The organism is Serratia sp. CY44782 (genome assembly GCF_052168715.1).
Classification (GTDB): domain Bacteria; phylum Pseudomonadota; class Gammaproteobacteria; order Enterobacterales; family Enterobacteriaceae; genus Serratia; species Serratia nevei.
This window is the reverse complement of sequence record NZ_JBJNME010000003.1, coordinates 368,009-390,066: the sequence shown is the minus strand read 5'-3', so window position 1 is coordinate 390,066 and position 22,058 is coordinate 368,009. Positions and strand designations below refer to the sequence as shown.

Here is a 22,058-nt window from a genome sequence, read left to right as displayed (position 1 = left end):
ATAGCGTATGCGTACTGAATATTGCGGGCAGTTGAATCTGTCCCACGTGGGCCAGGAAGTCACTCTGTGTGGTTGGGTCAATCGTCGTCGCGATCTCGGCGGCCTGATCTTTATTGATATGCGCGACCGCGAAGGCATCGTGCAGGTGTTCTTCGATCCGGACCAGAAAGTGGCGTTCGACAAGGCCTACGACCTGCGCAATGAATTCTGCATCCAGATCGTCGGCACCGTGCGTGCGCGTCCGGACAGCCAGATCAATAAAGATATGGCCACCGGCGAAGTGGAAGTGTTCGCCCACGCGCTGGAGATCATCAACCGCTCCGAGCCGCTGCCGCTGGACTCCAACCAGGTCAACAGCGAAGAAGCGCGCCTGAAATACCGCTACCTGGATCTGCGTCGCCCGGAAATGGCCGAGCGTCTGAAGACCCGCGCCAAAATCACCAGCTTCGTTCGTCGCTTCATGGACAGCCACGGCTTCCTCGATATCGAAACGCCGATGCTGACCAAGGCGACGCCGGAAGGCGCCCGCGATTACCTGGTGCCGAGCCGCGTGCACAAGGGCAAATTCTACGCGCTGCCGCAGTCCCCGCAGCTGTTCAAACAGCTGCTGATGATGTCCGGCTTCGATCGTTACTACCAGATCGTCAAATGCTTCCGCGACGAAGACCTGCGTGCGGACCGTCAGCCTGAATTCACCCAGATCGACGTCGAAACCTCCTTCATGACCGCCGATCAGGTACGTGAAGTGATGGAAAAACTGGCGCGCGAACTGTGGCTGGACGTGAAGGGTGTGGATCTGGGTGATTTCCCGGTCATGACCTTCGCCGAAGCGATGCGTCGCTTTGGTTCCGACAAGCCGGACCTGCGTAACCCGCTGGAGTTGGTGGACGTGGCTGACTTGGTCAAAGACGTCGAGTTTAAAGTCTTCTCCGGCCCGGCCAACGACGCCAAAGGCCGCGTGGCGGCGATCCGCGTACCGGGCGGCGCACAGCTGACCCGCAAGCAGATCGACGAGTACGGCGCTTTCGTCAACATCTACGGCGCCAAAGGCCTGGCGTGGCTGAAGGTCAACGATCGCGCCGCCGGCATGGAAGGCGTGCAGAGCCCGATCGCCAAATTCCTCAGTGCGGACGTGCTGGAAGCCGTCCTGGCGCGCACCGATGCGCAGACCGGCGATATCCTGTTCTTCGGCGCCGACAGCTTCAAGATTGTCACCGATGCGATGGGCGCGCTGCGTCTGAAGCTGGGTCGCGATCTGGCGCTGACGCAACTCGACAGCTGGGCACCGCTGTGGGTGGTTGACTTCCCGATGTTCGAAGAAGACGAAGAGGGCGGCCTGGCGGCCATGCACCACCCGTTCACCTCGCCGCGCGATATGAGCCCGGAAGAGCTGGCGGCAGCGCCGGTCAACGCCATCGCCAACGCCTATGACATGGTGATCAACGGTTACGAAGTGGGCGGCGGTTCGGTGCGTATCCACCGCAGCGAAATGCAGCAGACAGTGTTCAGTATTCTGGGCATTAACGAACACGAACAGCGCGAGAAGTTCGGCTTCCTGCTGGACGCGTTGAAGTACGGTACGCCGCCGCACGCCGGCCTGGCCTTCGGCCTGGATCGTCTGGTGATGCTGCTGACCGGCACCGACAACATCCGCGACGTCATCGCCTTCCCGAAAACCACCGCGGCGGCCTGTCTGATGACCGACGCACCGAGCTTCGCCAACCCGGCGTCGCTGCAGGAGCTGGCGATCAGCGTGGTAAAGAAAGCCGGTGCGGAACAAGAGAGCGAGTGATGAGTTACAAGCGCCCTGAATCTATCCTGGTAGTGATTTACGCGAAATCCAGTGGTCGGGTGCTGATGTTACAGCGGCGCGACGATACCGAGTTTTGGCAGTCGGTCACCGGCAGCCTGGAACAGGATGAGTCGCCGCCGCATGCCGCGCAGCGTGAAGTCATGGAAGAAGTCGGCATCGATATCGAAGCAGAGCACCTGCCGTTGTTCGATTGCCAGCGCTGCGTGGAGTTTGAACTCTTTGTCCATTTGCGACATCGCTATGCGCCGGGAACCACGCGCAATAAAGAGCACTGGTTCTGTCTGGCGTTGCCCGAGGAGCGCGATCCGGTGATTACCGAACATCACGCTTACCAATGGCTTGAGGCGGCCGAGGCCGTGAAGTTGACCAAGTCATGGAGCAATCAGCAGGCGATTGAAGAGTTCGTGATCAATTCAGTCCAGTAGTTTTTTTCGGAGATTTTTTTATGGCAGGTCATAGTAAGTGGGCCAACACAAAGCACCGTAAAGCGGCGCAGGACGCCAAGCGCGGTAAAATTTTCACCAAGATTATTCGTGAGCTGGTCACGGCCGCCAAGCTGGGCGGCGGCGATCCGGATTCCAACCCGCGTCTGCGCGCGGCGATGGACAAGGCGCTGTCGAACAACATGACGCGCGACACCATGAACCGTGCGATCGCGCGCGGGGTGGGCGGCGATGATGATACCAACATGGAAACCATCATCTATGAAGGCTACGGCCCTGGCGGCACCGCCGTGATGATCGAATGCCTGAGCGACAACCGCAACCGCACCGTGGCGGAAGTGCGCCACGCCTTCACCAAATGCGGCGGCAACCTCGGCACTGACGGTTCCGTGGCTTACCTGTTCACCAAGAAGGGCGTGATCACCTACGCACCGGGCCTGGATGAAGACACCGTGATGGAAGCGGCGCTGGAAGCCGGTGCGGAAGACATCGTGACCTATGACGATGGCGCCATCGACGTGTTTACCGCTTGGGAAAGCCTGGGCGCGGTGAAAGACGCGCTGACCGCGGCGGGCTTCGAAGCCGAAGCGGCGGAAGTGTCGATGATCCCATCGACCAAGGCCGACATGGACGCGGAAACCGCGCCTAAGCTGTTGCGCCTGATCGACATGCTGGAAGACTGCGACGACGTGCAGGAAGTTTACCATAACGGTGAAATCTCCGACGAAGTGGCGGCGACGCTGTAATCCGGTAAAACGGGCGCCGCCGTTCGGCGGCGCCGTGCATGCAAGGTGGATGTAGATATGGCGATCATACTCGGTATCGATCCCGGCTCACGCGTCACCGGCTATGGCCTTATCCGCCAGCAGGGGCGTCAGTTGAGCTATATCGCCAGCGGCTGCATCCGCACGGTGGTGGACGACATGCCGACGCGGCTGAAGCTGATTTACGCCGGCGTCAGTGAGATCATCACCCAGTTTCAGCCCGATTTCTTCGCCATCGAACAGGTGTTTATGGCCAAGAACCCGGATTCGGCTCTCAAGCTCGGCCAGGCGCGCGGCGTCGCGATCGTGGCGGCGGTGAATCAGAATCTGGAAGTGTTCGAGTATGCAGCGCGGCAGGTCAAACAGACCGTGGTCGGCACCGGCGCGGCCGAAAAGGCGCAGGTGCAGCACATGGTGCGCTCGCTGCTCAAACTCTCGGCCAATCCGCAGGCGGACGCCGCCGATGCCCTGGCCATCGCCATTACCCACTGCCACCTCAGCCAGAACGTGCTGCGGATGAGCGAAGGGCGGTTGAACCTGGCGCGCGGGCGTTTGCGCTGACGCAAAGCGATGATTGCTCAGGCTGGATATTCATCCAGCCTTTTTTATGTTATAAGCTTTACCAGCAACGGCATGGCAGGGCGCCATGCCCGGTTATTCTGCAGGAGGGTAAATGATAGGTCGTCTCAGAGGAAATATTCTGGAAAAGCAGCCGCCGCTGGTGTTACTGGAGGCGAACGGCGTGGGCTATGAGGTACACATGCCGATGACCTGCTTTTACGAGCTGCCGGAACTGGGGCAAGAGGCCATCGTGTTTACCCACTTCGTGGTGCGTGAAGACGCGCAGCTGCTGTACGGTTTCAACGACAAGCAGGAGCGTGCGCTGTTCCGCGAGCTGATCAAGGTCAACGGCGTCGGGCCGAAGCTGGCGCTGGCGATCCTGTCGGGCATGTCCGCGCAGCAGTTCGTCAGCGCGGTGGAGCGTGAAGAGATCACCGCACTGGTCAAACTGCCGGGCGTGGGCAAAAAAACCGCCGAGCGCCTGGTGGTAGAGATGAAAGACCGTTTCAAAGGGCTTAACGGCGACCTGTTCAACAACAGCAGCGAGATCAGCCTGCCATCCGCCACTGACAAAGCGCCGGATGTGGACGCGGAAGCCGAGGCCGTTTCGGCGCTGGTGGCGCTGGGCTATAAGCCGCAGGAAGCCAGCCGCATGGTCAGCAAGATTGCGAAGCCGGGCGCCGACTGCGAAACCCTGATCCGCGACGCGCTGCGCGCCGCCCTGTAAGGCCGAAAAGGGGTAGATAATGATTGAAGCCGATCGCCTGATTTCCGCCGAACCGATCAACGAAGAAGAGATCCTCGATCGCGCCATTCGTCCCAAGCTGCTGACCGAATACGTCGGCCAGCCGCACGTGCGCGAGCAGATGGAGATCTTCATTCAGGCGGCCAAGCAGCGCGGCGACGCGCTCGACCATCTGCTGATCTTCGGCCCGCCGGGCCTGGGGAAAACCACCCTGGCCAACATCGTGGCCAACGAAATGGGCGTGAATCTGCGCACCACCTCCGGCCCGGTGTTGGAAAAGGCGGGCGATTTGGCGGCAATGCTGACCAACCTCGAACCGCACGACGTCTTGTTCATCGACGAAATCCACCGTTTGTCACCGGTGGTGGAAGAAGTGCTGTATCCGGCGATGGAAGACTACCAGCTGGATATCATGATCGGTGAAGGGCCGGCGGCGCGTTCGATTAAGCTCGATCTGCCGCCGTTCACGCTGGTGGGCGCTACCACCCGCGCCGGCTCGTTGACCTCGCCGCTGCGCGACCGCTTCGGTATTGTCCAGCGGCTGGAGTTTTATCAGGTGGCGGATTTGCAGCACATCGTCTCGCGCAGCGCCGGGTGCCTGGGGCTGGAACTGTCCGACGAGGGTGCCCATGAAGTGGCTCGCCGCGCGCGCGGTACGCCGCGTATCGCCAACCGTCTGTTACGTCGGGTGCGCGACTTCGCCGAAGTGCGCGCCAATGGCGTGATCAGCGGTTCGGTGGCGGCGCAGGCGCTCGATATGCTCAACGTCGATGCTGAAGGCTTCGACTATATGGATCGCAAACTGCTGCTGGCGATTATCGACAAGTTTACCGGTGGCCCGGTCGGGCTGGACAACCTGGCGGCGGCGATCGGCGAAGAGCGCGAAACCATTGAGGACGTGATCGAACCGTTCCTGATCCAGCAGGGCTTTATCCAACGCACGCCGCGCGGCCGCCTGGCGACGCAGCATGCCTACCGGCACTTCGGGCTCGAGCGCGAAGCATAAGTTTTCCACCCGTCATAAAAAAGGGCCGCATCTGCGGCCCTTGACGTTAATGTTGAACTCGATGACGTTACCGGGCCTATAGAAGGCGCACATAAAAAGGAAAATCAATTCATTGATTTTCGGCTGCTCACCACAGAGGAGGAAAAACCGCGTTTTTTCCTCCTCTGTCAGCAGTAGAAAGGGCCGCATTCGCGGCCCTTGTCATATCCAGGCTTTAATCAGGCCTGCTGTTTTTTGAACAGGCTCAGCGTGAACAGCACGGCGGCGCAGAGCACCACCGAAGGGCCGGCCGGCGTATCGTAAAACGCCGAGAAGGTCAGGCCGCCGGTGACGGCCACCATGCCGAGCAGCACCGCGACGCCAGCCATCTGTTCCGGCGTGCGCGCGAAGCGGCGAGCGGTGGCAGCAGGGATAATCAGCAGCGAGGTGATGATCAGCGCGCCGACGAATTTCATCGCCAGACCGATGGTCAATGCGGTAACCAGCATCAACACGGTGCGTGCGCGCACCAGGTTAACGCCGTCGACGTGCGCCAGCTCCGGGCTGATGGTCATCGACAGCAGATCGCGCCACTGCCACCACAGCACCAGCAGCACCACGGAGACGCCGCCGGCGATCATCAGGATATCGCTCAGCGTGACCGACAGCAGATCGCCGAACAGGTAGGCCATTAGATCGACCCGCACGTTAGACATCAACGCCACCACCACCAGCCCGAGCGACAGGGCGCTGTGGGCCAGAATGCCGAGCAGGGTATCCACTGAAAGCTGCGGGCGGCGTTCCAGCCACACCAGGGCCAGAGCCAGCAGCAGCGTAATGGCGATCACTGCATAGAAGGGATTGATGTCCAGCAGCAGACCAAAGGCGACGCCGAGCAGCGAGGCGTGCGCCAGGGTATCGCCAAAGTAGGACATGCGGCGCCAGACCACGAAGGAACCCAGCGGCCCGGCGGCGCCAGCCAACAACACGCCAGCCAGCCAGCCGGGAAGTAACAGTTCAATCATGCTTCGTGGCTCCCGGTTTTCTTCAAGACAATTCTTCCCTGCAGGTCGTGGCGGTGGTTGTGATGGTGGCGATACACCGCCAGTTGCTCTGCGCCGCGGTTGCCGAACATGGCGATGAATTCGGGATGCATCGACACCACCTCCGGTGCCCCGGAGCAGCAGATGTGCTGATTGAGGCACAAGACCTCGTCGGTTTTCGCCATCACCAGATGCAGATCGTGCGAGACCATCAGCACGGCGCAGCCCAGCTCTTTACGCAGCTGATCGATGAGATCGTACAGCGCCAGCTGGCCGTTGACGTCCACCCCTTGCGTGGGTTCGTCCAGCACCAGCAGCTGCGGTTTGTTCAGCAGCGCTCGCGCCAGCAGCACGCGTTGGTTTTCGCCCCCGGAGAGCTTTTGCATCGGCTGGTCGAGCAGGTGGGCGGCGTGCACGCGCTTGAGCGCCGGCAGAATGTCGGCTTTCTTTACGCCGGGCTTGAGACGCATAAAGCGGCTGACGGTCAGCGGCAGGGTGGCGTCGAGGTGCAGCTTTTGCGGCACGTAGCCAATGCGCAGATCGGGCTCACGCTCCAGCGTGCCGGCGGTCGGTTTGACCAATCCCAGCACCACGCGCACGAGCGTAGACTTGCCCGCGCCGTTCGGGCCCAGCAGCGTGAGAATACGGCCGGGTTGCAGGCTGAGGGAAATGTTCGACAGCACCTTGCGGCTGCCGAAGGCGACGGAGATATTTTTTAGCGTTATCAGTGTAGACATCTCGAGATTACAGGTTGCAGAACGAAGCGAATGTTATAATATCACGCCTTGTTGATGAAAACGATGGGATTACTGATGATGGCAAAGAAAAATAAATGGCTGCAGCGCACGCTGTTGGCCAGCGCACTGTTGATGGCCGGCCCGCTGAGCAGCGCTTCCGCTGCGGTGGTGACCTCGATTCGTCCGTTAGGCTTTATCGCATCGGCGATCGCCGACGGCGTGACGCCGACCGAGGTGTTGCTGCCGGACGGCGCTTCACCGCACGATTTTGCGCTGCGACCTTCCGATATTCAGCGTTTGCGCTCCGCTGACCTGGTGCTGTGGGTCGGGCCGGACATGGAAGCGTTCCTGAACAAGGCGCTGGTACCGATCTCGGCAAACCGCAAGCTGGCCATCAGCGAACTGCCGGCGGTGAAACCGCTGCTGATGAAAGGCGAAGATGACGACGATCATGATCATGCAGGCGAAGCGCATAACCATGCGGATGACGATCATGGGCATCATCACGGTGAGTACAATATGCACGTTTGGCTGTCGCCGGAGATAGCAAAAGTGACCGCGATCGCGATTCACGACAGATTGTTGGAACTTATGCCGCAAAATAAGGACAAATTAGACGCAAACCTGCGCCAGTTCGAGAATCTGCTGACGCAAACTGACAAAAATGTTGGTAACATGCTTACGCCTGTGCAAGGTAAGGGTTATTTTGTTTTTCATGATGCTTACGGCTACTTTGAGAAACACTACGGTTTGAGTCCGCTGGGCCATTTCACCGTCAATCCCGAAATTCAGCCTGGAGCACAGCGCCTACACCAAATTCGAACACAGTTGGTTGAGCAGAAAGCGGTATGCGTTTTTGCTGAGCCACAATTCAGGCCGGCCGTAATCAATGCCGTCGCCAAGGGTACCAAGGTGCGTTCCGGAACGCTGGACCCGCTGGGCATCGGCATCGTGCTGGGGAAGGACAGCTACGGGAAATTCCTGACTCAGCTGTCAAACCAGTACGTGAGCTGCCTGAAGTAAAGCTTATGAGGATAATATCGAGTGCAGCAGATAGTCCGAACTATCGCTCTGGCGTATAACAACCTGCCACGGCCCCACCGCGTCATGCTGGGGTCGCTGACAGTCGTCACATTGGCCGTCGCTGTTTGGCGGCCTTTTGTTTACCACCCAGAACACAACCCCATTGCCAAGAGCGTCGAGTTAGAATCCAGCCAGATGCGGTCATTGCTCCCTGAAGCCAGTGAACCGATTGATGCCGACCAACCCACCCCCGATGACGAAATCCCGCAGGATGAGCTGGATCAAAAAGATGCCGGCGACGATGGCGTGCATGAATATGTGGTTTCCACCGGCGACACCCTCGGCAGCATTCTGACGCAGTACGGCATCGATATGTCGGATGTCACCTTGCTGGCTTCGCAAAACCGCGATCTGCGTAATCTGAAGATCGGCCAACAGCTGTCGTGGACCGTTAATGATGCGGGCGATCTGCAGCAGTTGACCTGGGAAGTTTCCCGCCGCGAAACCCGCACCTATGACCGCGTCGGCAACAGCTTCAAAGAGTCGAAAGAGGCGCAGCAGGGTGAATGGCGCAACAACGTGATCAGCGGCCGGGTCAACGGCAGCTTCGTCAGCAGCGCCGGCGACGCCGGGCTGAGCCGTAACGAAATCAATGCGGTGATCAAGGCGCTGCAGTGGCAGCTCGATTTCCGCAAGCTGCGCAAAGGCGACCAGTTCTCCGTGCTGATGTCGCGCGAGCATTTCGACGGTAAAAAATCGCAAAGCCAGCTGTTGGGCGTGCGTCTGCGCACCGGCGGCAAAGATTACTATGCGATCCGCGCCGAAGACGGCAAATTCTACGATCGCCAGGGCTCTGGCCTGGCGCGCGGCTTCATGCGTTTCCCGACCATGAAACAGTTCCGCATCTCCTCCAACTTCAACCCGCGTCGCGTGAACCCGGTGACCGGCCGCGTGGCGCCGCACAAGGGCGTCGATTTCGCCATGCCGGTCGGCACGCCGGTGCTGGCGGTCGGCGACGGTGAGGTGGTGATCGCCAAACGCAGCGGCGCGGCGGGCAACTATGTGGCGATCCGTCACGGTCGCCAGTACACCACGCGCTATATGCACCTGAAAAAACTGCTGGTGAAACCGGGCCAGAAGGTGAAACGCGGCGATCGCATTGCGCTTTCCGGCAATACCGGGCGCTCCACCGGGCCGCACCTGCACTTTGAACTGTGGACCGGCCAACAGGCGGTGAACCCGCTGACGGCCAAGCTGCCGCGCTCCGAAGGGCTGAGCGGCAAAGACCGCAGCGATTATCTGGCGCAGGTGAAGGAAGTGGTTCCTCAGCTGCAGCTGGATTAATACCCCCTTTTTCCGGCGCTTCGGCGCCGTTAATTTCATCGGCCTGATTGCGGGCCGATGCTGTTTTATCTGGGCGGTTCGCGGTTGTTAATTGCAAAATCGGTGATGGCAATTATGATTAGCCGAATCGCTAAGCGAAGAGCATGTGCATGCAAAACGAGAAGAAATCGAACGTAGAGTTCATCCCGCAGTTTCAGAAAGCCTTTTTATATCCGCGCTACTGGGGCGTGTGGTTGGGAACCGGCCTGATGGCCGGAATTTCGCTGGTGCCTGCGCGCCTGCGCGATCCGGTGCTGGGGGCGGTCGGCAAACTGGCCGGCAAGCTGGCGAAGGGCGCACGCCGTCGTGCTCGCATCAATTTGCTTTATTGCTTGCCGGAGCTGCCGGAAAGCGAACGTGAGCACATCATCGACCAGATGTTCGCCTGTGCGCCGCAGTCGATGGTGCTGATGGCGGAACTGGCCTGCACCAAGCCGGAGAAAGTGCTCAAGCGCGTGCGTTGGCACGGTGAAGAGGTGCTGGACAAGATCCGGGCGGAAGGGCGCAACGTCATTTTCCTGGTGCCTCACGGCTGGGCGGTGGATGTGCCGGCGATGCTGATGGCCGCGCGCGGCCAACCGATGGCCGCGATGTTCCACAATCAGCGTAATCAGCTGATCGACTACCTGTGGAATGCCGTGCGGCGTAAATTCGGCGGCCGCATGCACGCGCGCAACGACGGCATCAAACCGTTTATCAGTTCGGTGCGGCAGGGTTATTGGGGCTACTACCTGCCCGATCAGGATCACGGCGCCGAGCACAGCGAGTTCGTCGATTTCTTCGCGACCTATAAGGCGACGCTGCCGGCGGTAGGCCGGTTGATGAAAGTGTGTCGTGCGGCGATCGTGCCTTTATTCCCGGTGTACGACGGCAAAACCAGCATGTTGGACATTTATATCCGCGAGCCGATGGATGACCTGGCCGAAGCCGACGATCCGCGCATTGCCCGCCGCATGAATGAAGAGGTGGAAAATCTGGTGGGCCCGAACCCGGAGCAGTACACCTGGATCCTCAAACTGCTGAAGACGCGCAAGGAAGGGGAGATTGAACCTTACTCGCGCGACGATCTGTATCGTTAATCCTGTCTCCCGCTAACGCCAGCCGGGCCGCAATCCGGTCGGCGTCTCTTCAGATGTGTACCATACAGCCGCGAGCCCGCAGGATGTCGACGACTTTAGGCGTGCGGGTGAAATCATTCCAGCGCAGGTCCAGCTTGCGCAGGCGGCTCAGTTCGCCGAGGCTTTCCGGCAGGTCGCTCAGGCGGTTGGCGCGAAGATCCAGACTTCTCAGCGCCGTCAGTTCACCGATATTATCCGGCAGACGCGTCAGCTGATTGAAACGCAGATTCAGCTCGCTCAACCGCGGCAGCCGGCAGAAGACCTGCGGCAGCTCGGCGATGGCATTGTTAGCCGCGTCGAGTATCTCCAGCTCACCGAGCTGAGCCATTTCCACCGGTAGCGAAGTCAGGGCATTTTTCATGATATGCAGTTCGCGCAGCGCGCGCAGTTGCCCGATTTCGGCGGGCAGGCTGCCGATGCGGTTGTTGTATAAACGCAGCTCCTGCAATGCCGCAAGCCTCGGTATTGCCTGTGGTAAAGCGGTTAAATGGTTGTCGGTCGCGTTGAGGTAAACCAACTGTTGCAGCTGCGCCAGCGAGCGCGGCAGCTCGCTAAAGCCGTTATCGCTCAGATAGAGGTATTTCAGCCGATGCAACTGCCCCAGTTCTTCGGGGAGTTCGCTTGCGCGATTGTGGCCAAAGTCGAACATCTCGAGCTGTTGCAGCTGACCAATCTCCGGCGGCAGGCGGTCGAGCTGATTACAGGAGATATTCAGCACTCGCAGATTTCGGTGCCGGAAGATCGGGGCGGGGAAGGCCGTCAGCTGATTGTCGTACAGACTAATCTTGCGCAGTGCATGGCCGGCTAACGGCGACTCGTCGAGCTGCGTCAGGCCGTGGCCATCGAGATCGAGCTCATCACCGCTCGCTGCGGAAGTGTGTTGGTGGAGCATGGCGTTCTCCGTCTTTTATGGCGGTGTCAGGGCAAAAAAAATGCCGGCCAACGTGAGCCGGCCGGCATTTCGTCTGCGGCGTGGATTACTCGACGCGCAGGATACGGCTGGTATTGGTGGTACCGACGGTTTCCATCACGTCGCCCTGGGTGACGATCACCAGATCGCCGGAGACCAGGAAGCCTTTGTCGCGCAGGCGATTGACGGCTTCATTGGCGGCGATCACGCCGTCTTTGTGGCTGTCGAAATACACCGGCGTCACGCCGCGATACAGCGCGGTCAGGTTCAGCGTGTGCTCATGACGTGACATGGCGAAGATCGGCAGGCCGGAGCTGATGCGCGACATCATCAGCGCGGTGCGGCCGGACTCAGTCATGGCGATCAGCGCGGTAACGCCTTTCAGGTGGTTAGCGGCATACATCGAAGACATGGCAATCGCTTCTTCGATATTGTCGAACTGCACGTCCAGGCGGTGTTTGGAGACGTTGATGCTTGGGATTTTCTCTGCGCCCAGACAAACGCGCGCCATCGCCGCCACGGTTTCCGCCGGGTATTGGCCGGCGGCGGTTTCCGCCGACAGCATGACGGCGTCGGTGCCGTCCAGCACGGCGTTGGCCACGTCCATAACTTCGGCGCGAGTCGGCATCGGGTTGGTGATCATCGACTCCATCATCTGGGTTGCGGTGATCACCGCGCGGTTCAGGGTACGGGCGCGGCGGATCAGTTTCTTCTGAATGCCGACCAGTTCCGGATCGCCGATTTCGACGCCGAGGTCGCCACGGGCAACCATGACCACGTCGGAGGCCAGAATGATGTCGTCCATCGCTTCGTCGCTGCAGACCGCTTCGGCGCGCTCAACTTTGGACACGATCTTGGCGTTGCAGCCGGCGTCGCGCGCCAGGCGGCGAGCATAGTTCAGGTCTTCACCGGTACGCGGGAAGGAGACCGCCAGGTAATCGACGCCAATCTTGGCGGCGGTCACGATGTCTGCCTTGTCTTTCTCGGTCAGCGCTTCGGCCGACAGGCCACCGCCGAGTTTGTTGATGCCCTTGTTGTTGGACAGCGGGCCGCCGACGGTGACTTCGGTAAACACTTTCATGCCCTGAACTTCGAGCACTTTCAGCTGAACGCGGCCGTCGTCGAGCAGCAGGACATCGCCCGGCACCACGTCGGCAGGCAGGCCTTTATAGTCGATACCGACTTTTTCTTTATCGCCTTCGCCTTTTGACAGGTTGGCGTCCAGCAGGAATTTATCGCCCACGTTGAGGAAGATTTTGCCTTCCTTGAAGGTGGATACGCGGATTTTCGGCCCTTGCAGATCGCCAAGGATAGCGACGTGACGTCCCAGTTTGGCGGCGATTTCACGCACTTTGTCAGCGCGAGCCTGGTGGTCTTCCGGGCTGCCGTGGGAGAAGTTAAGCCGAACTACGTTGGCGCCGGCGGCAATGATCTTTTCCAGATTATTGTCGCGGTCTGTAGCCGGACCCAGGGTGGTAACGATTTTGGTTCTTCTGAGCCGTCTGGACATGTATTACTCCGTTGACTGGTGAAGCAAATATTGGTGTTGCGATAAACGTCGGATAACGAAACCAGGCGTGAAATGTAATTTTACAACACTGATATTTCACCCGGGTTACCCGCATGAGCATGTTAACAGGGTACAGCCTCTGATGCCGTCATTCAAATGTCTGTTGAACGGCGATTTTTTCTTCGTCAGGTCACGAGTCAAAACTGTTGGGAATGACCACCCCTTTATCAAAGCGCGATTCTTTGAGCGCTTCTTTGACCCGCTTCAAGTTATCTCTGAATTTAGCCCCTCTGCGCAAGGTAAATCCGGTGGCGAGCACGTCAATGAGCGTTAATTGCGCGATCCGCGACACCATCGGCATGTAAACGTCGGTGTCTTCGGGCACGTCGAGCAGCAAAGGAAGGGTCGCTGCCTGAGCGAGCGGGGTGTCGCGCGAGGTGATAGCCAATACCGTGGCGTCGTTTTCTCGCGCCAGGTGGGCCATCTCCACCAGATTCTTGGTGCGGCCGGTGTGTGAGATCAACACCACCACGTCGCCTTCGCCGGAGTTCATGCAGCTCATGCGTTGCATGACGATGTCATCGAAGTAGACCACCGGGATATTGAAGCGGAAAAATTTGTTCATCGCGTCGTGCGCCACCGCCGCGGAGGCGCCCAGGCCGAAGAAAGAGATCTTTTTTGCTTGGGTGAGCAGGTCAACCGCACGATTGATTGCGGCAATATCCAAATTTGCCTTTACTGTATCCAGGCTGGCCATGACCGATTCGAAGATCTTGCTGGTATAGGAATCGACGCTGTCGTCTTCCTCAACGTTACGGTTTACGTAGGGCGTGCCGTTAGCCAGGCTTTGGGCGAGGTGCAATTTGAAATCGGGAAAGCCTTTGGTATCAAGGCGGCGGCAAAAACGGTTGACGGTAGGTTCACTGACGTCGGCCATGCGCGCCAGCGTGGCAATGCTGGAGTGAATCGCGGTCTGTGGGGAGGCCAGGATCACCTCGGCGACTTTCCTTTCAGATTTGCTCAGGAGTTCCAGATGGCTCTGGATTTTGTCCAGCGTATTCATATAACGAGAGTCACTCATGGTTTTATCCCTGTGGCTTTCAAGCAACAGCGCCGAATTTCGCCCGTGTTCGCCGCGCACGCAGGCGCCAAACGAGCGGCTGTAACCTGGAATCGATAGGGTATGTCGATTTCAAACAAAGGAGAAATCAATGCCGGTTTAGTGAAAATATACTACGTGCTGGTAACCGTTGGCAGTCTCGACAGGGCGTATGCAGGCTTTTTTCACCAGAATATGACCTGTGTCTAACTTTCATAATGGTAACAGAGCGTCAAAAAAGACGAAAAATTACAGTTTTGCCCGCCTGTGCGGGCTCTGGCGCGCATTGGCGCTACCACTGGAATCTTGAGGTCTTTTCTCCTGCTTCTGCACCGGGTTTGCTGGCCGTAGTCAAACAGAGTACATTAGTAATGTAAGAAAATTACAAATATCCTGCAACGAGGAGATGAACATGGCGGTAACCTCTACAGCCCAGGCGTGTGACCTGGTTATTTTCGGCGCGAAAGGTGATTTGGCGCGCCGTAAGCTGCTGCCTTCCCTGTACCAGTTAGAGAAAGCCGGACACATCCACCCGGATACGCGGATCATCGGCGTCGGCCGCGCGGAGTGGGATAAAAAAGCGTATACCGAAGTGGTCAAGGAAGCGCTTGGCACCTTCATGAAAGAAAAACTGGATGACGAACTCTGGGCCACGCTGAGCGCACGCCTGGACTTCTGCAATCTGGACGTCAACGACAGCAAGAACTTTACCAAACTGGGTAAAATGCTGGATCAGAAACACCGCACCACCATCAACTACTTCGCCATGCCGCCAAGCACCTTCGGCGCCATTTGCAAAGGGTTGGGCGAAGCCAAGCTGAATCATGAGCCGGCGCGCGTGGTAATGGAAAAACCGTTGGGCACCGATCTGGCGTCTTCCCGCGTGATCAACGATCAGGTGGCGGAGTATTTCAACGAATCCCAGGTTTACCGTATCGACCACTATCTCGGCAAAGAGACGGTGCTGAACCTGTTGGCGCTGCGTTTCGCCAACTCGCTGTTCGCCTCCAACTGGGATAACCGCACCATCGATTCGGTACAGATCACCGTGGCGGAAGAGGTGGGCATCGAAGGGCGTTGGGGTTACTTCGACCAGGCCGGCCAGATGCGCGACATGATCCAGAACCACCTGCTACAGATCCTGACCATGATCGCCATGTCGCCGCCGGCGGATCTGACCACCGACCGTATCCGCGATGAGAAGGTGAAGGTACTGCGCTCGCTGCGCCGCATCGATCAGACCAATGTACGGGAAACCACCGTGCGCGGTCAGTACACCGCCGGTTTCGTCCAGGGCAAGAAAGTGCCGGGTTATCTGGAAGAGGAAGGGGCGAACAAGAGCAGCAGCACCGAAACCTTCGTCTCCATCCGCGTGGATATCGACAACTGGCAGTGGGCCGGGGTGCCGTTCTACCTGCGTACCGGTAAACGTCTGCCGACCAAATGCTCGGAAGTGGTGGTGTACTTCAAAAACCCGCCGCTTAACCTGTTCAGCGATTCTTACCAGCAGCTGCCGCAGAACAAGCTGACCATCCGTCTGCAGCCGGACGAAGGCATCGAAATTCAGGTGTTGAACAAGGTGCCGGGGTTGGATCACAAGCACCGTCTGCAGACCACCAAGCTGGACCTGAGCTTCTCGGAAACCTTCAACCAGGAGCACGTGGCGGACGCCTACGAGCGCCTGCTGCTGGAGACCATGCGCGGCATTCAGGCGCTGTTCGTGCGCCGTGATGAGGTGGAAGAAGCCTGGAAGTGGGTCGACTCCATCATGGACGCATGGAAAGCCGACAACGAGGCGCCGAAGCCTTATCAGGCGGGCACCTGGGGGCCGGTGGCCTCGGTGGCGATGATCACCCGCGACGGCCGTTCCTGGAACGAGTTCGAGTAATGCGCAATGCCGGCAGCCTGTCTGCCGGCTTTTTTTTGCCTGCGATCTGCGCGTGGGCTACATCACTTACGGTACGGCCGGACGTCCGCGCATTTACGCGGAGCCCTGTGGCAGGGGCGTGCCATTATTAACCGCGAGTAATGGAGAAATAACGATGAAAAACTGGAAAACCAGCGCCGAGCAGATCCTGACGGCGGGACCGGTGGTGCCTGTTATCGTGATCAACAAGCTGGAGCAAGCGGTGCCGCTGGCGAAAGCGCTGGTTGCCGGCGGCGTGCGGGTGCTGGAGGTGACGCTGCGCACCGCCTGTGGGCTGGAGGCTATCCGCGCTATCGCCAAAGAGGTGCCGGAGGCCATTATCGGCGCCGGTACGGTGATCAATCCGCAGCAGCTGCGGGAGGTGACGGAGGCGGGGGCGCAGTTCGCCATCAGCCCGGGGCTGACCGAAGCCTTGCTGCAGGCGGCGACGGCGGGGCCGATCCCGCTGATCCCGGGCATCAGCACCGTTTCCGAGCTGATGCAGGGTATGGATCACGGCCTGCGCGAATTCAAATTCTTCCCGGCGGAAGCCAACGGCGGCGTGAAGGCGCTGCAGGCTATCGGCGGCCCGTTCCCGCAGGTGCGTTTTTGCCCGACCGGTGGCATTACGCCAAACAACTACCGCGATTATTTGGCGTTGAAGAGCGTGCTTTGCATCGGCGGTTCTTGGCTGGTGCCGGCGGATGCGCTCGAAAACGGCGACTATGCGCGCATCACTGAACTGGCGCGCAGCGCCGTCAGCGGGGCTGCGTTGTAACCCGCACCGCGCCTGGGATTGGCGCATATTTGCGCACCCGCGAATATCGCAAGGCTCAACCTTTTGTTGAGCCTTTTTTAATTTTTATCATGATTAACTTTCTTATTTTTAACCCGTTTTTTTCTGCTTTTTTATGAAAACGGCAGTTTGCTTTCTCATTTTGGCTGTGGTAAAAATATCTCAGTCGAAAATTTTACTTTTATGAGGATATTGGGCAAATCGCACGGTGTGCGGCTGATAATAGAGAACTATTATGATGACTATTAACGGAACTACCCTCAGAACCTCTACTTGCCAACTCTTCCTGTCTGCGATCCTTGCCAGTGAGCATCACTGGTGCAGCGAGCTATAGCGTCTTTCTCCCTTAACCGGTGCGGGTGGCGGGCTTAGGCCTTCACGCTACCGTTCAGCCGGGCAAACATTCTTTTTGCGTTTGGGTCAGTTTATCCCCAGGGATCTCTGCGTCTTGCGCGCCGCAATACGGCCGTTCGACGAGATAAATCGGGATAAATATGCCTTGGCGCGCGTTATTCGCCGTTTGGGAGAAAAATTATGATTTATTGGATCTTTTTAGGTTTGGCCATCATGACCGAAATCATCGGCACCTTGTCGATGAAATACGCCAGCGTCAATGGTGGCATGATCGGGCACATCGTGATGTACGTGATGATCACCGCGTCTTATGTGTTGCTGTCGGTGGCGGTAAAACGCGTGGCGCTGGGCGTGGCTTATGCGCTGTGGGAAGGCATCGGCATTCTGTTCATTACCCTGTTCAGCGTGCTGTGGTTCGACGAGCCGATCTCGGCACTGAAGGTGCTGGGCCTGGCTACGCTGATCGCCGGCATCATGCTGGTGAAATCCGGCACCCGCAAAGAGCGAAAACAGGTCAGCCCGCGAGGTGACAACCATGCAACAGTTTGAGTTGTACCACATTGGGTTCCTGGGACTGGCGATCGTGCTGGAAATCATCGCCAACATCTTCCTGAAGATGTCGGACGGCTTCCGTAAAATTTGGCTGGGGCTGTTGTCGCTGCTGTCGGTACTCGGCGCGTTCAGCGCCCTGGCGCAGGCGGTGAAGGGCATCGATCTGTCGATCGCTTATGCGCTGTGGGGCGGTTTCGGTATCGCCGCCACCATCGCTGCAGGCTGGATCATGTTCGGCCAGCGGTTGAACGCCAAAGGCTGGATTGGCCTGGCGCTGCTGCTGACGGGGATGGTGATCCTCAAACTGTCCTGATAACGGGCAATAAAAAAACCGCAGGCGTTGCCGTCTGCGGTTTTTTTTCGTCTGCGCTCAGGCTTACAGCGCGGCGATGATTTTGATTTCCACCTTGTACTTCGGATTCATCAGCTGCGCCTGCACCGTGCAGCGCACCGGCGCGCTGCCGGCGACCACCCAGGCGTCCCAGGCGGCGTTCATCGCGGCGAAGTCGGCGGTGTTGGCCAGGAAGATGGTGGCATCCAGAATGCGGCTTTTGTCCGAACCGACGCGCGCCAGCAGCACGTCGATGGCGGCGAGGGCGTTGGCGGTCTGCGCGGTCGCGTCGTCATCCAGGTTTTCCGGCACGCTGGTGTAGTAAACGGTCTCGTTGTGCACCACGGCTTCGGACCAGCGCTGATCGGGATCAATTCTTTCGATATTCATTTGCTTATCTCCATATCATAGTCCCGCTAAGGGTAGCACAGCCGGTGATGAAAATGCGCGGCGATAAAGTGGGTGGTAGCCGGGCGGCAGGCTTGGCATAATCACCGCTGAATGACACCGGCAGAGAGACAGCGTGACAGACGATTTTGCAACAGACGGCGCATTGGCGCAGGCTATCAAGGGATTCAAACCGCGTGAGCCGCAGCGGCAGATGGCGCAAGCCGTCACCGAGGCGATCAATTTCAAGCAGGAGCTGGTGGTCGAAGCCGGCACCGGCACCGGCAAGACCTTCGCTTATTTGGCGCCGGCGCTGCGCGCCGATCGCAAAGTGATCATCTCGACCGGATCGAAAGCGTTGCAGGATCAGCTGTATGCGCGCGATCTGCCTACCGTCGCCAAGGCCTTGAAGTACAAAGGGAAGCTGGCGCTGCTGAAGGGGCGCTCCAACTACCTGTGTCTGGAGCGGCTGGAACAGCAGTCGATGGCCGGCGGTGAGCTGGCGGGGCAGACCCTGATCGACCTGGTGCAGCTGCGCAAATGGTCGTCGCAGACCAAAGAGGGCGACATCAGCACCTGCAGCGAAGTGGCGGAAGACAGCTTCGTCTGGCCATTGGTCACCAGCACCAATGACAACTGCCTAGGCAGCGATTGCCCGCTGTATCAGGATTGCTTCGTGGTCAAGGCGCGCCGCCGCGCGATGGATGCGGATGTGGTGGTGGTGAACCATCACCTGTTCCTGGCGGATATGGTGGTGAAAGAGGGCGGTTTCGCCGAGCTGATCCCGGAAGCCGAGGTGATGATTTTCGACGAGGCGCACCAAATCCCCGACATCGCCAGCCAGTATTTCGGCCAGCAGCTCACCAGCCGCCAACTGTTGGATCTGGCGAAGGACATCACCATCGCCTACCGCACCGAGGTGCGCGACGCCGCTCAACTGCAAAAAAGCGCCGACCGTCTCAGCCTGAGCACGCAAGATTTTCGTCTGAATCTGGGCGAGCCGGGTTTTCGTGGCAATCTGCGTGACGTGCTCGGCGAACCCAACGTGCAGCGCGCTCTGTTGCTGCTCGATGACGCGTTGGAGCTGTGTTATGACGTGATGAAGCTGTCGCTCGGACGTTCGCCGTTGCTGGACGCCGCCTTTGAGCGCGCCACATTGTACCGCGCGCGCCTCAAGCGGTTGAAGGCGGTGACGGAGCCGGGCTACAGCTATTGGTATGAATGTAACTCGCGCCACTTCGTGCTGGCGCTGACGCCGCTGACGGTGGCCGATCGGTTCCGCGAAATGCTGGACGACAAGCCGGGCAGCTGGATCTTTACCTCGGCCACGCTGTCGGTCAATGACCAGTTGGGTCATTTCACCGAACGGCTGGGGCTGACCAAGGCCAAAACGCTGCTGTTACCGAGCCCGTTCGACTATGCCAAACAGGCGTTGCTGTGCGTGCCGCGCTTTTTGCCTTCGCCAAATCAGCCCGGCGGGGCACGCCAGCTGGCGCGCATGCTGCGGCCATTAATCGAAGCCAACAACGGCCGCTGCTTCTTCTTATGCACCTCGCACCAGATGATGCGCGAGTTGGCGGAAGAGTTCCGCGCCACGATGACGCTGCCGGTGCTGTTGCAAGGGGAAACCAGCAAAGGGCAGTTGCTCGCGCAGTTCGTCGCCGCCGGTAACGCGCTGCTGGTGGCGACCAGCAGCTTCTGGGAAGGGGTGGACGTGCGCGGCGATGCGCTGTCCTGCGTTATCATCGATAAACTGCCGTTTACTTCACCGGACGATCCGCTGCTGAAGGCGCGCATTGAAGATTGCCGCCTGCGCGGCGGTGACCCGTTCAATGACGTGCAGTTGCCGGATGCGGTCATCACCCTGAAACAGGGCGTCGGCCGCTTGATCCGCGACACCGATGACCGCGGCGTGCTGGTGATTTGCGATAACCGTTTAGTGATGAGACCTTATGGCGAGGTGTTTCTCAACAGCCTGCCGCCCACGCCGCGCACCCGCGATCTGAAACAGGCTATCGCCTTCCTGCAGGCCGCCGATGCGTCGGCCACGTGAAAGATGAAGGGCTTACGGGGCTGTGCTACAATGCGCGCCCTGTATGAAAAACCCAGTTTTATTCCCGCCAGAGGTTGGCATGTCCACGCGAATTTTAGCGATCGATACCGCGACGGAAGCCTGTTCCGTCGCCGTCTGGAATCAAGGCGAAATCCACGCCCTGTTTGAGCTGTGCCCACGCGAGCATACGCAACGAATTTTACCTATGGTGCAGCAGGTGCTGGCGGAATCCGGCCTGGCGCTCAACCAGCTCGATGCGCTGGCCTTCGGTCGCGGCCCCGGCAGCTTTACCGGGGTGCGCATCGGCATCGGCATCGCTCAGGGCCTGGCGCTGGGTGCCGATCTGCCGATGATTGGCGTTTCCACGCTGCAAACCATGGCGCAGGGCGCCTGGCGCGTCAGCGGCGCGGAGCGCGTGCTGGCGGCGATCGATGCGCGTATGGGTGAAGTCTACTGGGGGCAGTTCGAACGCCAGGTGGACGGAAGCTGGTTGGAAAGCGAAGGCGAGGCCGTGCTGTCGCCGGCGCAGGCGCTGGAGCGTGCGCAGCGCCTGCAGGGCGAATGGGCCCACGTTGGCACCGGCTGGCAAACCTATCCCGATCTGGTCAACGGTTCTACGCTGAGCGTACGCGACGGCCAAATGCTGTTGCCGCAGGCGCAAGACATGCTGCCGCTTGCGCTATACGCCTGGCAACAGGGGTTGGCGGTGGCGGTGGAAAACGCCGAGCCCACCTATCTGCGCAATGAAGTGACCTGGAAAAAACTGCCGGGCCGCGAGTAAGCGCGGCGTATTGTGCTGTTGTTGAGGCCGGGCGACGAAAACCTGCAACTTGAACGATGAAACGCGGTCAAAGTTACAGGCATTTCAGGAGATTGCGACCATGTTAATCCGCACTGCAAGTAAAAAGCTGTCGCTGCTGGCCGTCGCCTGCGGCGCGCTGGTTCTGACCGGGTGCGTCACCGTACCGGATGCGATCAAAGGCTCCAGCCCCTCGCCGGTGACTCAGCTTTCCTCGGTACAAAATGCACCGAACCTGTTTACCGGCGCGGAAGCCCGCTTCGGCGGCACCGTGGTCAACGTCGCCAACGAGCAAGGGCGCACGGTGCTGGAGATTGCGGCGGTGCCGCTCGACAGCGGTGCGCGGCCGATACTGGGCGAACCGTCGCGCGGCCGCTTGCTGGCCACGGTAAACGGCTTCCTCGAACCGGTTGATTTCAAAGGCCAGTTGGTGACCGTCGTCGGCCCTATTACCGGGCTGAAAGAGGGGCGGATCGGCATGACGCCGTATCGCTTCGTGACGATGAACGTGACCGGTTTCAAACGCTGGCATCTGGTGCAGCAGGTGGTGATGCCGCCGGCGCCGATGGGCCCCTGGGGCTGGCGTGGTGGCCCGTGGGGACCCGGTTGGGGGGCAGGCTATGGCTGGTATAACCCTGGCCCGGCACAGGTGCAAACCATCGTAACCGAGTAGCATACGCTTGATGTGAACAAATTTGACAGGGCGGCTCAGGCCGCCTTTTTGTTTTTTGGGATAAGGAATATCC

The 22,058-nt window shown here is 59.3% G+C and carries 22 protein-coding genes; 16 read left to right on the top strand and 6 right to left on the bottom strand.

Annotated features, from left to right (window positions below; all coding sequences use genetic code 11):
- Nucleotides 1–7 precede the first annotated feature (7 nt).
- The 6 genes from aspS to ruvB all read left to right on the top strand — a co-directional run bounded on the left by aspS (nucleotide 8) and on the right by ruvB (nucleotide 5,332).
- Nucleotides 8–1,792, top strand: coding sequence for an aspartate--tRNA ligase (aspS, locus tag ACJ8HT_RS07815; protein WP_060423918.1), 1,785 nt, complete (start codon nucleotides 8–10; stop codon nucleotides 1,790–1,792).
- On the top strand, nucleotides 1,792–2,238 hold the full coding sequence (nudB, locus tag ACJ8HT_RS07810) for a dihydroneopterin triphosphate diphosphatase (protein ID WP_019452808.1): 447 nt from the start codon (nucleotides 1,792–1,794) through the stop codon (nucleotides 2,236–2,238). The genes aspS and nudB overlap by 1 nt, the downstream gene beginning before the upstream one ends.
- 20 nt (nucleotides 2,239–2,258) lie before the next feature.
- Nucleotides 2,259–3,002, top strand: a complete 744-nt coding sequence (locus ACJ8HT_RS07805; RefSeq protein ID WP_033647638.1) for a YebC/PmpR family DNA-binding transcriptional regulator — start codon at nucleotides 2,259–2,261, stop codon at nucleotides 3,000–3,002.
- A 57-nt stretch (nucleotides 3,003–3,059) separates the two neighbouring features.
- Nucleotides 3,060–3,581, top strand: coding sequence for a crossover junction endodeoxyribonuclease RuvC (gene ruvC, locus ACJ8HT_RS07800; RefSeq protein ID WP_004932367.1), 522 nt, complete (start codon nucleotides 3,060–3,062; stop codon nucleotides 3,579–3,581).
- A 112-nt stretch (nucleotides 3,582–3,693) separates the two neighbouring features.
- On the top strand, nucleotides 3,694–4,308 hold the full coding sequence (gene ruvA, locus ACJ8HT_RS07795) for a Holliday junction branch migration protein RuvA (protein WP_049202472.1): 615 nt from the start codon (nucleotides 3,694–3,696) through the stop codon (nucleotides 4,306–4,308).
- 19 nt (nucleotides 4,309–4,327) lie between these two features.
- Nucleotides 4,328–5,332, top strand: a complete 1,005-nt coding sequence (gene ruvB, locus ACJ8HT_RS07790) for a Holliday junction branch migration DNA helicase RuvB (RefSeq protein ID WP_038877130.1) — start codon at nucleotides 4,328–4,330, stop codon at nucleotides 5,330–5,332.
- A 218-nt stretch (nucleotides 5,333–5,550) separates the two neighbouring features.
- On the opposite strand, the gene znuB is transcribed toward ruvB, so the two are convergent.
- Together znuB and znuC are read right to left on the bottom strand one after the other, a co-directional pair.
- A complete protein-coding gene (gene znuB / locus ACJ8HT_RS07785; protein WP_194573097.1) occupies nucleotides 5,551–6,336 on the bottom strand; it encodes a zinc ABC transporter permease subunit ZnuB in 786 nt (261 codons plus the stop codon).
- Complete coding sequence (gene znuC / locus ACJ8HT_RS07780) at nucleotides 6,333–7,091, bottom strand: zinc ABC transporter ATP-binding protein ZnuC (RefSeq protein WP_147827251.1); 759 nt, start codon at nucleotides 7,089–7,091, stop codon at nucleotides 6,333–6,335. Before znuC ends, znuB begins: the two co-directional genes overlap by 4 nt.
- Nucleotides 7,092–7,169: 78 nt before the next feature.
- On the opposite strand from znuC, the gene znuA reads away from it, so the two are divergent.
- The 3 genes from znuA to lpxM all read left to right on the top strand — a co-directional run bounded on the left by znuA (nucleotide 7,170) and on the right by lpxM (nucleotide 10,576).
- On the top strand, nucleotides 7,170–8,114 hold the full coding sequence (gene znuA, locus ACJ8HT_RS07775; protein ID WP_064290083.1) for a zinc ABC transporter substrate-binding protein ZnuA: 945 nt from the start codon (nucleotides 7,170–7,172) through the stop codon (nucleotides 8,112–8,114).
- Nucleotides 8,115–8,135: 21 nt separating this feature from the next.
- A complete protein-coding gene (mepM, locus tag ACJ8HT_RS07770) occupies nucleotides 8,136–9,458 on the top strand; it encodes a murein DD-endopeptidase MepM (protein ID WP_038877136.1) in 1,323 nt (440 codons plus the stop codon).
- Between the two features lie 149 nt (nucleotides 9,459–9,607).
- Nucleotides 9,608–10,576 (top strand): lauroyl-Kdo(2)-lipid IV(A) myristoyltransferase, encoded by a 969-nt coding sequence (lpxM, locus tag ACJ8HT_RS07765; RefSeq protein WP_015378127.1) that lies wholly within the window; start codon nucleotides 9,608–9,610, stop codon nucleotides 10,574–10,576.
- Between the two features lie 49 nt (nucleotides 10,577–10,625).
- On the opposite strand, the gene ACJ8HT_RS07760 is transcribed toward lpxM, so the two are convergent.
- The 3 genes from ACJ8HT_RS07760 to ACJ8HT_RS07750 all read right to left on the bottom strand — a co-directional run bounded on the left by ACJ8HT_RS07760 (nucleotide 10,626) and on the right by ACJ8HT_RS07750 (nucleotide 14,098).
- Nucleotides 10,626–11,507 (bottom strand): leucine-rich repeat domain-containing protein, encoded by an 882-nt coding sequence (locus ACJ8HT_RS07760; RefSeq protein ID WP_194573098.1) that lies wholly within the window; start codon nucleotides 11,505–11,507, stop codon nucleotides 10,626–10,628.
- 85 nt (nucleotides 11,508–11,592) lie between these two features.
- Nucleotides 11,593–13,035 carry a pyruvate kinase gene (gene pyk / locus ACJ8HT_RS07755; RefSeq protein ID WP_019452801.1) on the bottom strand — a complete coding sequence of 481 codons (1,443 nt, stop codon included), beginning with the start codon at nucleotides 13,033–13,035 and terminating at the stop codon, nucleotides 11,593–11,595.
- A 190-nt stretch (nucleotides 13,036–13,225) separates the two neighbouring features.
- Entirely contained in the window at nucleotides 13,226–14,098 is an 873-nt protein-coding gene (locus tag ACJ8HT_RS07750; RefSeq protein ID WP_038877144.1) for a MurR/RpiR family transcriptional regulator, read from the bottom strand.
- Between the two features lie 448 nt (nucleotides 14,099–14,546).
- Here ACJ8HT_RS07750 and zwf point away from each other — a divergent pair, with 448 nt between their 5' ends.
- The 4 genes from zwf (at nucleotide 14,547) to mdtI (ending at nucleotide 18,055) form a co-directional block, all read left to right on the top strand.
- A complete protein-coding gene (gene zwf / locus ACJ8HT_RS07745; protein WP_019452799.1) occupies nucleotides 14,547–16,022 on the top strand; it encodes a glucose-6-phosphate dehydrogenase in 1,476 nt (491 codons plus the stop codon).
- A 154-nt stretch (nucleotides 16,023–16,176) separates the two neighbouring features.
- Nucleotides 16,177–16,818, top strand: coding sequence for a bifunctional 4-hydroxy-2-oxoglutarate aldolase/2-dehydro-3-deoxy-phosphogluconate aldolase (locus tag ACJ8HT_RS07740; protein ID WP_194573099.1), 642 nt, complete (start codon nucleotides 16,177–16,179; stop codon nucleotides 16,816–16,818).
- A 552-nt stretch (nucleotides 16,819–17,370) separates the two neighbouring features.
- Nucleotides 17,371–17,739, top strand: coding sequence for a multidrug/spermidine efflux SMR transporter subunit MdtJ (gene mdtJ, locus ACJ8HT_RS07735; protein WP_004932327.1), 369 nt, complete (start codon nucleotides 17,371–17,373; stop codon nucleotides 17,737–17,739).
- The gene (mdtI, locus tag ACJ8HT_RS07730) at nucleotides 17,726–18,055 is read left to right on the top strand and encodes a multidrug/spermidine efflux SMR transporter subunit MdtI (protein WP_016927446.1); all 330 of its coding nucleotides are present in this window, start codon (nucleotides 17,726–17,728) and stop codon (nucleotides 18,053–18,055) included. Before mdtJ ends, mdtI begins: the two co-directional genes overlap by 14 nt.
- 63 nt (nucleotides 18,056–18,118) lie before the next feature.
- Here the strand turns inward: mdtI and ACJ8HT_RS07725 are convergent, their stop codons facing one another.
- Complete coding sequence (locus ACJ8HT_RS07725) at nucleotides 18,119–18,463, bottom strand: RidA family protein (RefSeq protein ID WP_015378124.1); 345 nt, start codon at nucleotides 18,461–18,463, stop codon at nucleotides 18,119–18,121.
- Between the two features lie 133 nt (nucleotides 18,464–18,596).
- Between ACJ8HT_RS07725 and ACJ8HT_RS07720 the strand changes: the two genes are divergently transcribed.
- The 3 genes from ACJ8HT_RS07720 (at nucleotide 18,597) to ACJ8HT_RS07710 (ending at nucleotide 21,985) form a co-directional block, all read left to right on the top strand.
- The gene (locus ACJ8HT_RS07720; RefSeq protein ID WP_197652951.1) at nucleotides 18,597–20,513 is read left to right on the top strand and encodes a helicase C-terminal domain-containing protein; all 1,917 of its coding nucleotides are present in this window, start codon (nucleotides 18,597–18,599) and stop codon (nucleotides 20,511–20,513) included.
- A 79-nt stretch (nucleotides 20,514–20,592) separates the two neighbouring features.
- Nucleotides 20,593–21,294: a tRNA (adenosine(37)-N6)-threonylcarbamoyltransferase complex dimerization subunit type 1 TsaB gene (gene tsaB, locus ACJ8HT_RS07715; protein WP_141959446.1), complete on the top strand. Its 702-nt coding sequence runs from the start codon at nucleotides 20,593–20,595 to the stop codon at nucleotides 21,292–21,294.
- A 100-nt stretch (nucleotides 21,295–21,394) separates the two neighbouring features.
- Entirely contained in the window at nucleotides 21,395–21,985 is a 591-nt protein-coding gene (locus tag ACJ8HT_RS07710) for a Slp family lipoprotein (protein ID WP_049271641.1), read from the top strand.
- Nucleotides 21,986–22,058 lie beyond the last annotated feature (73 nt).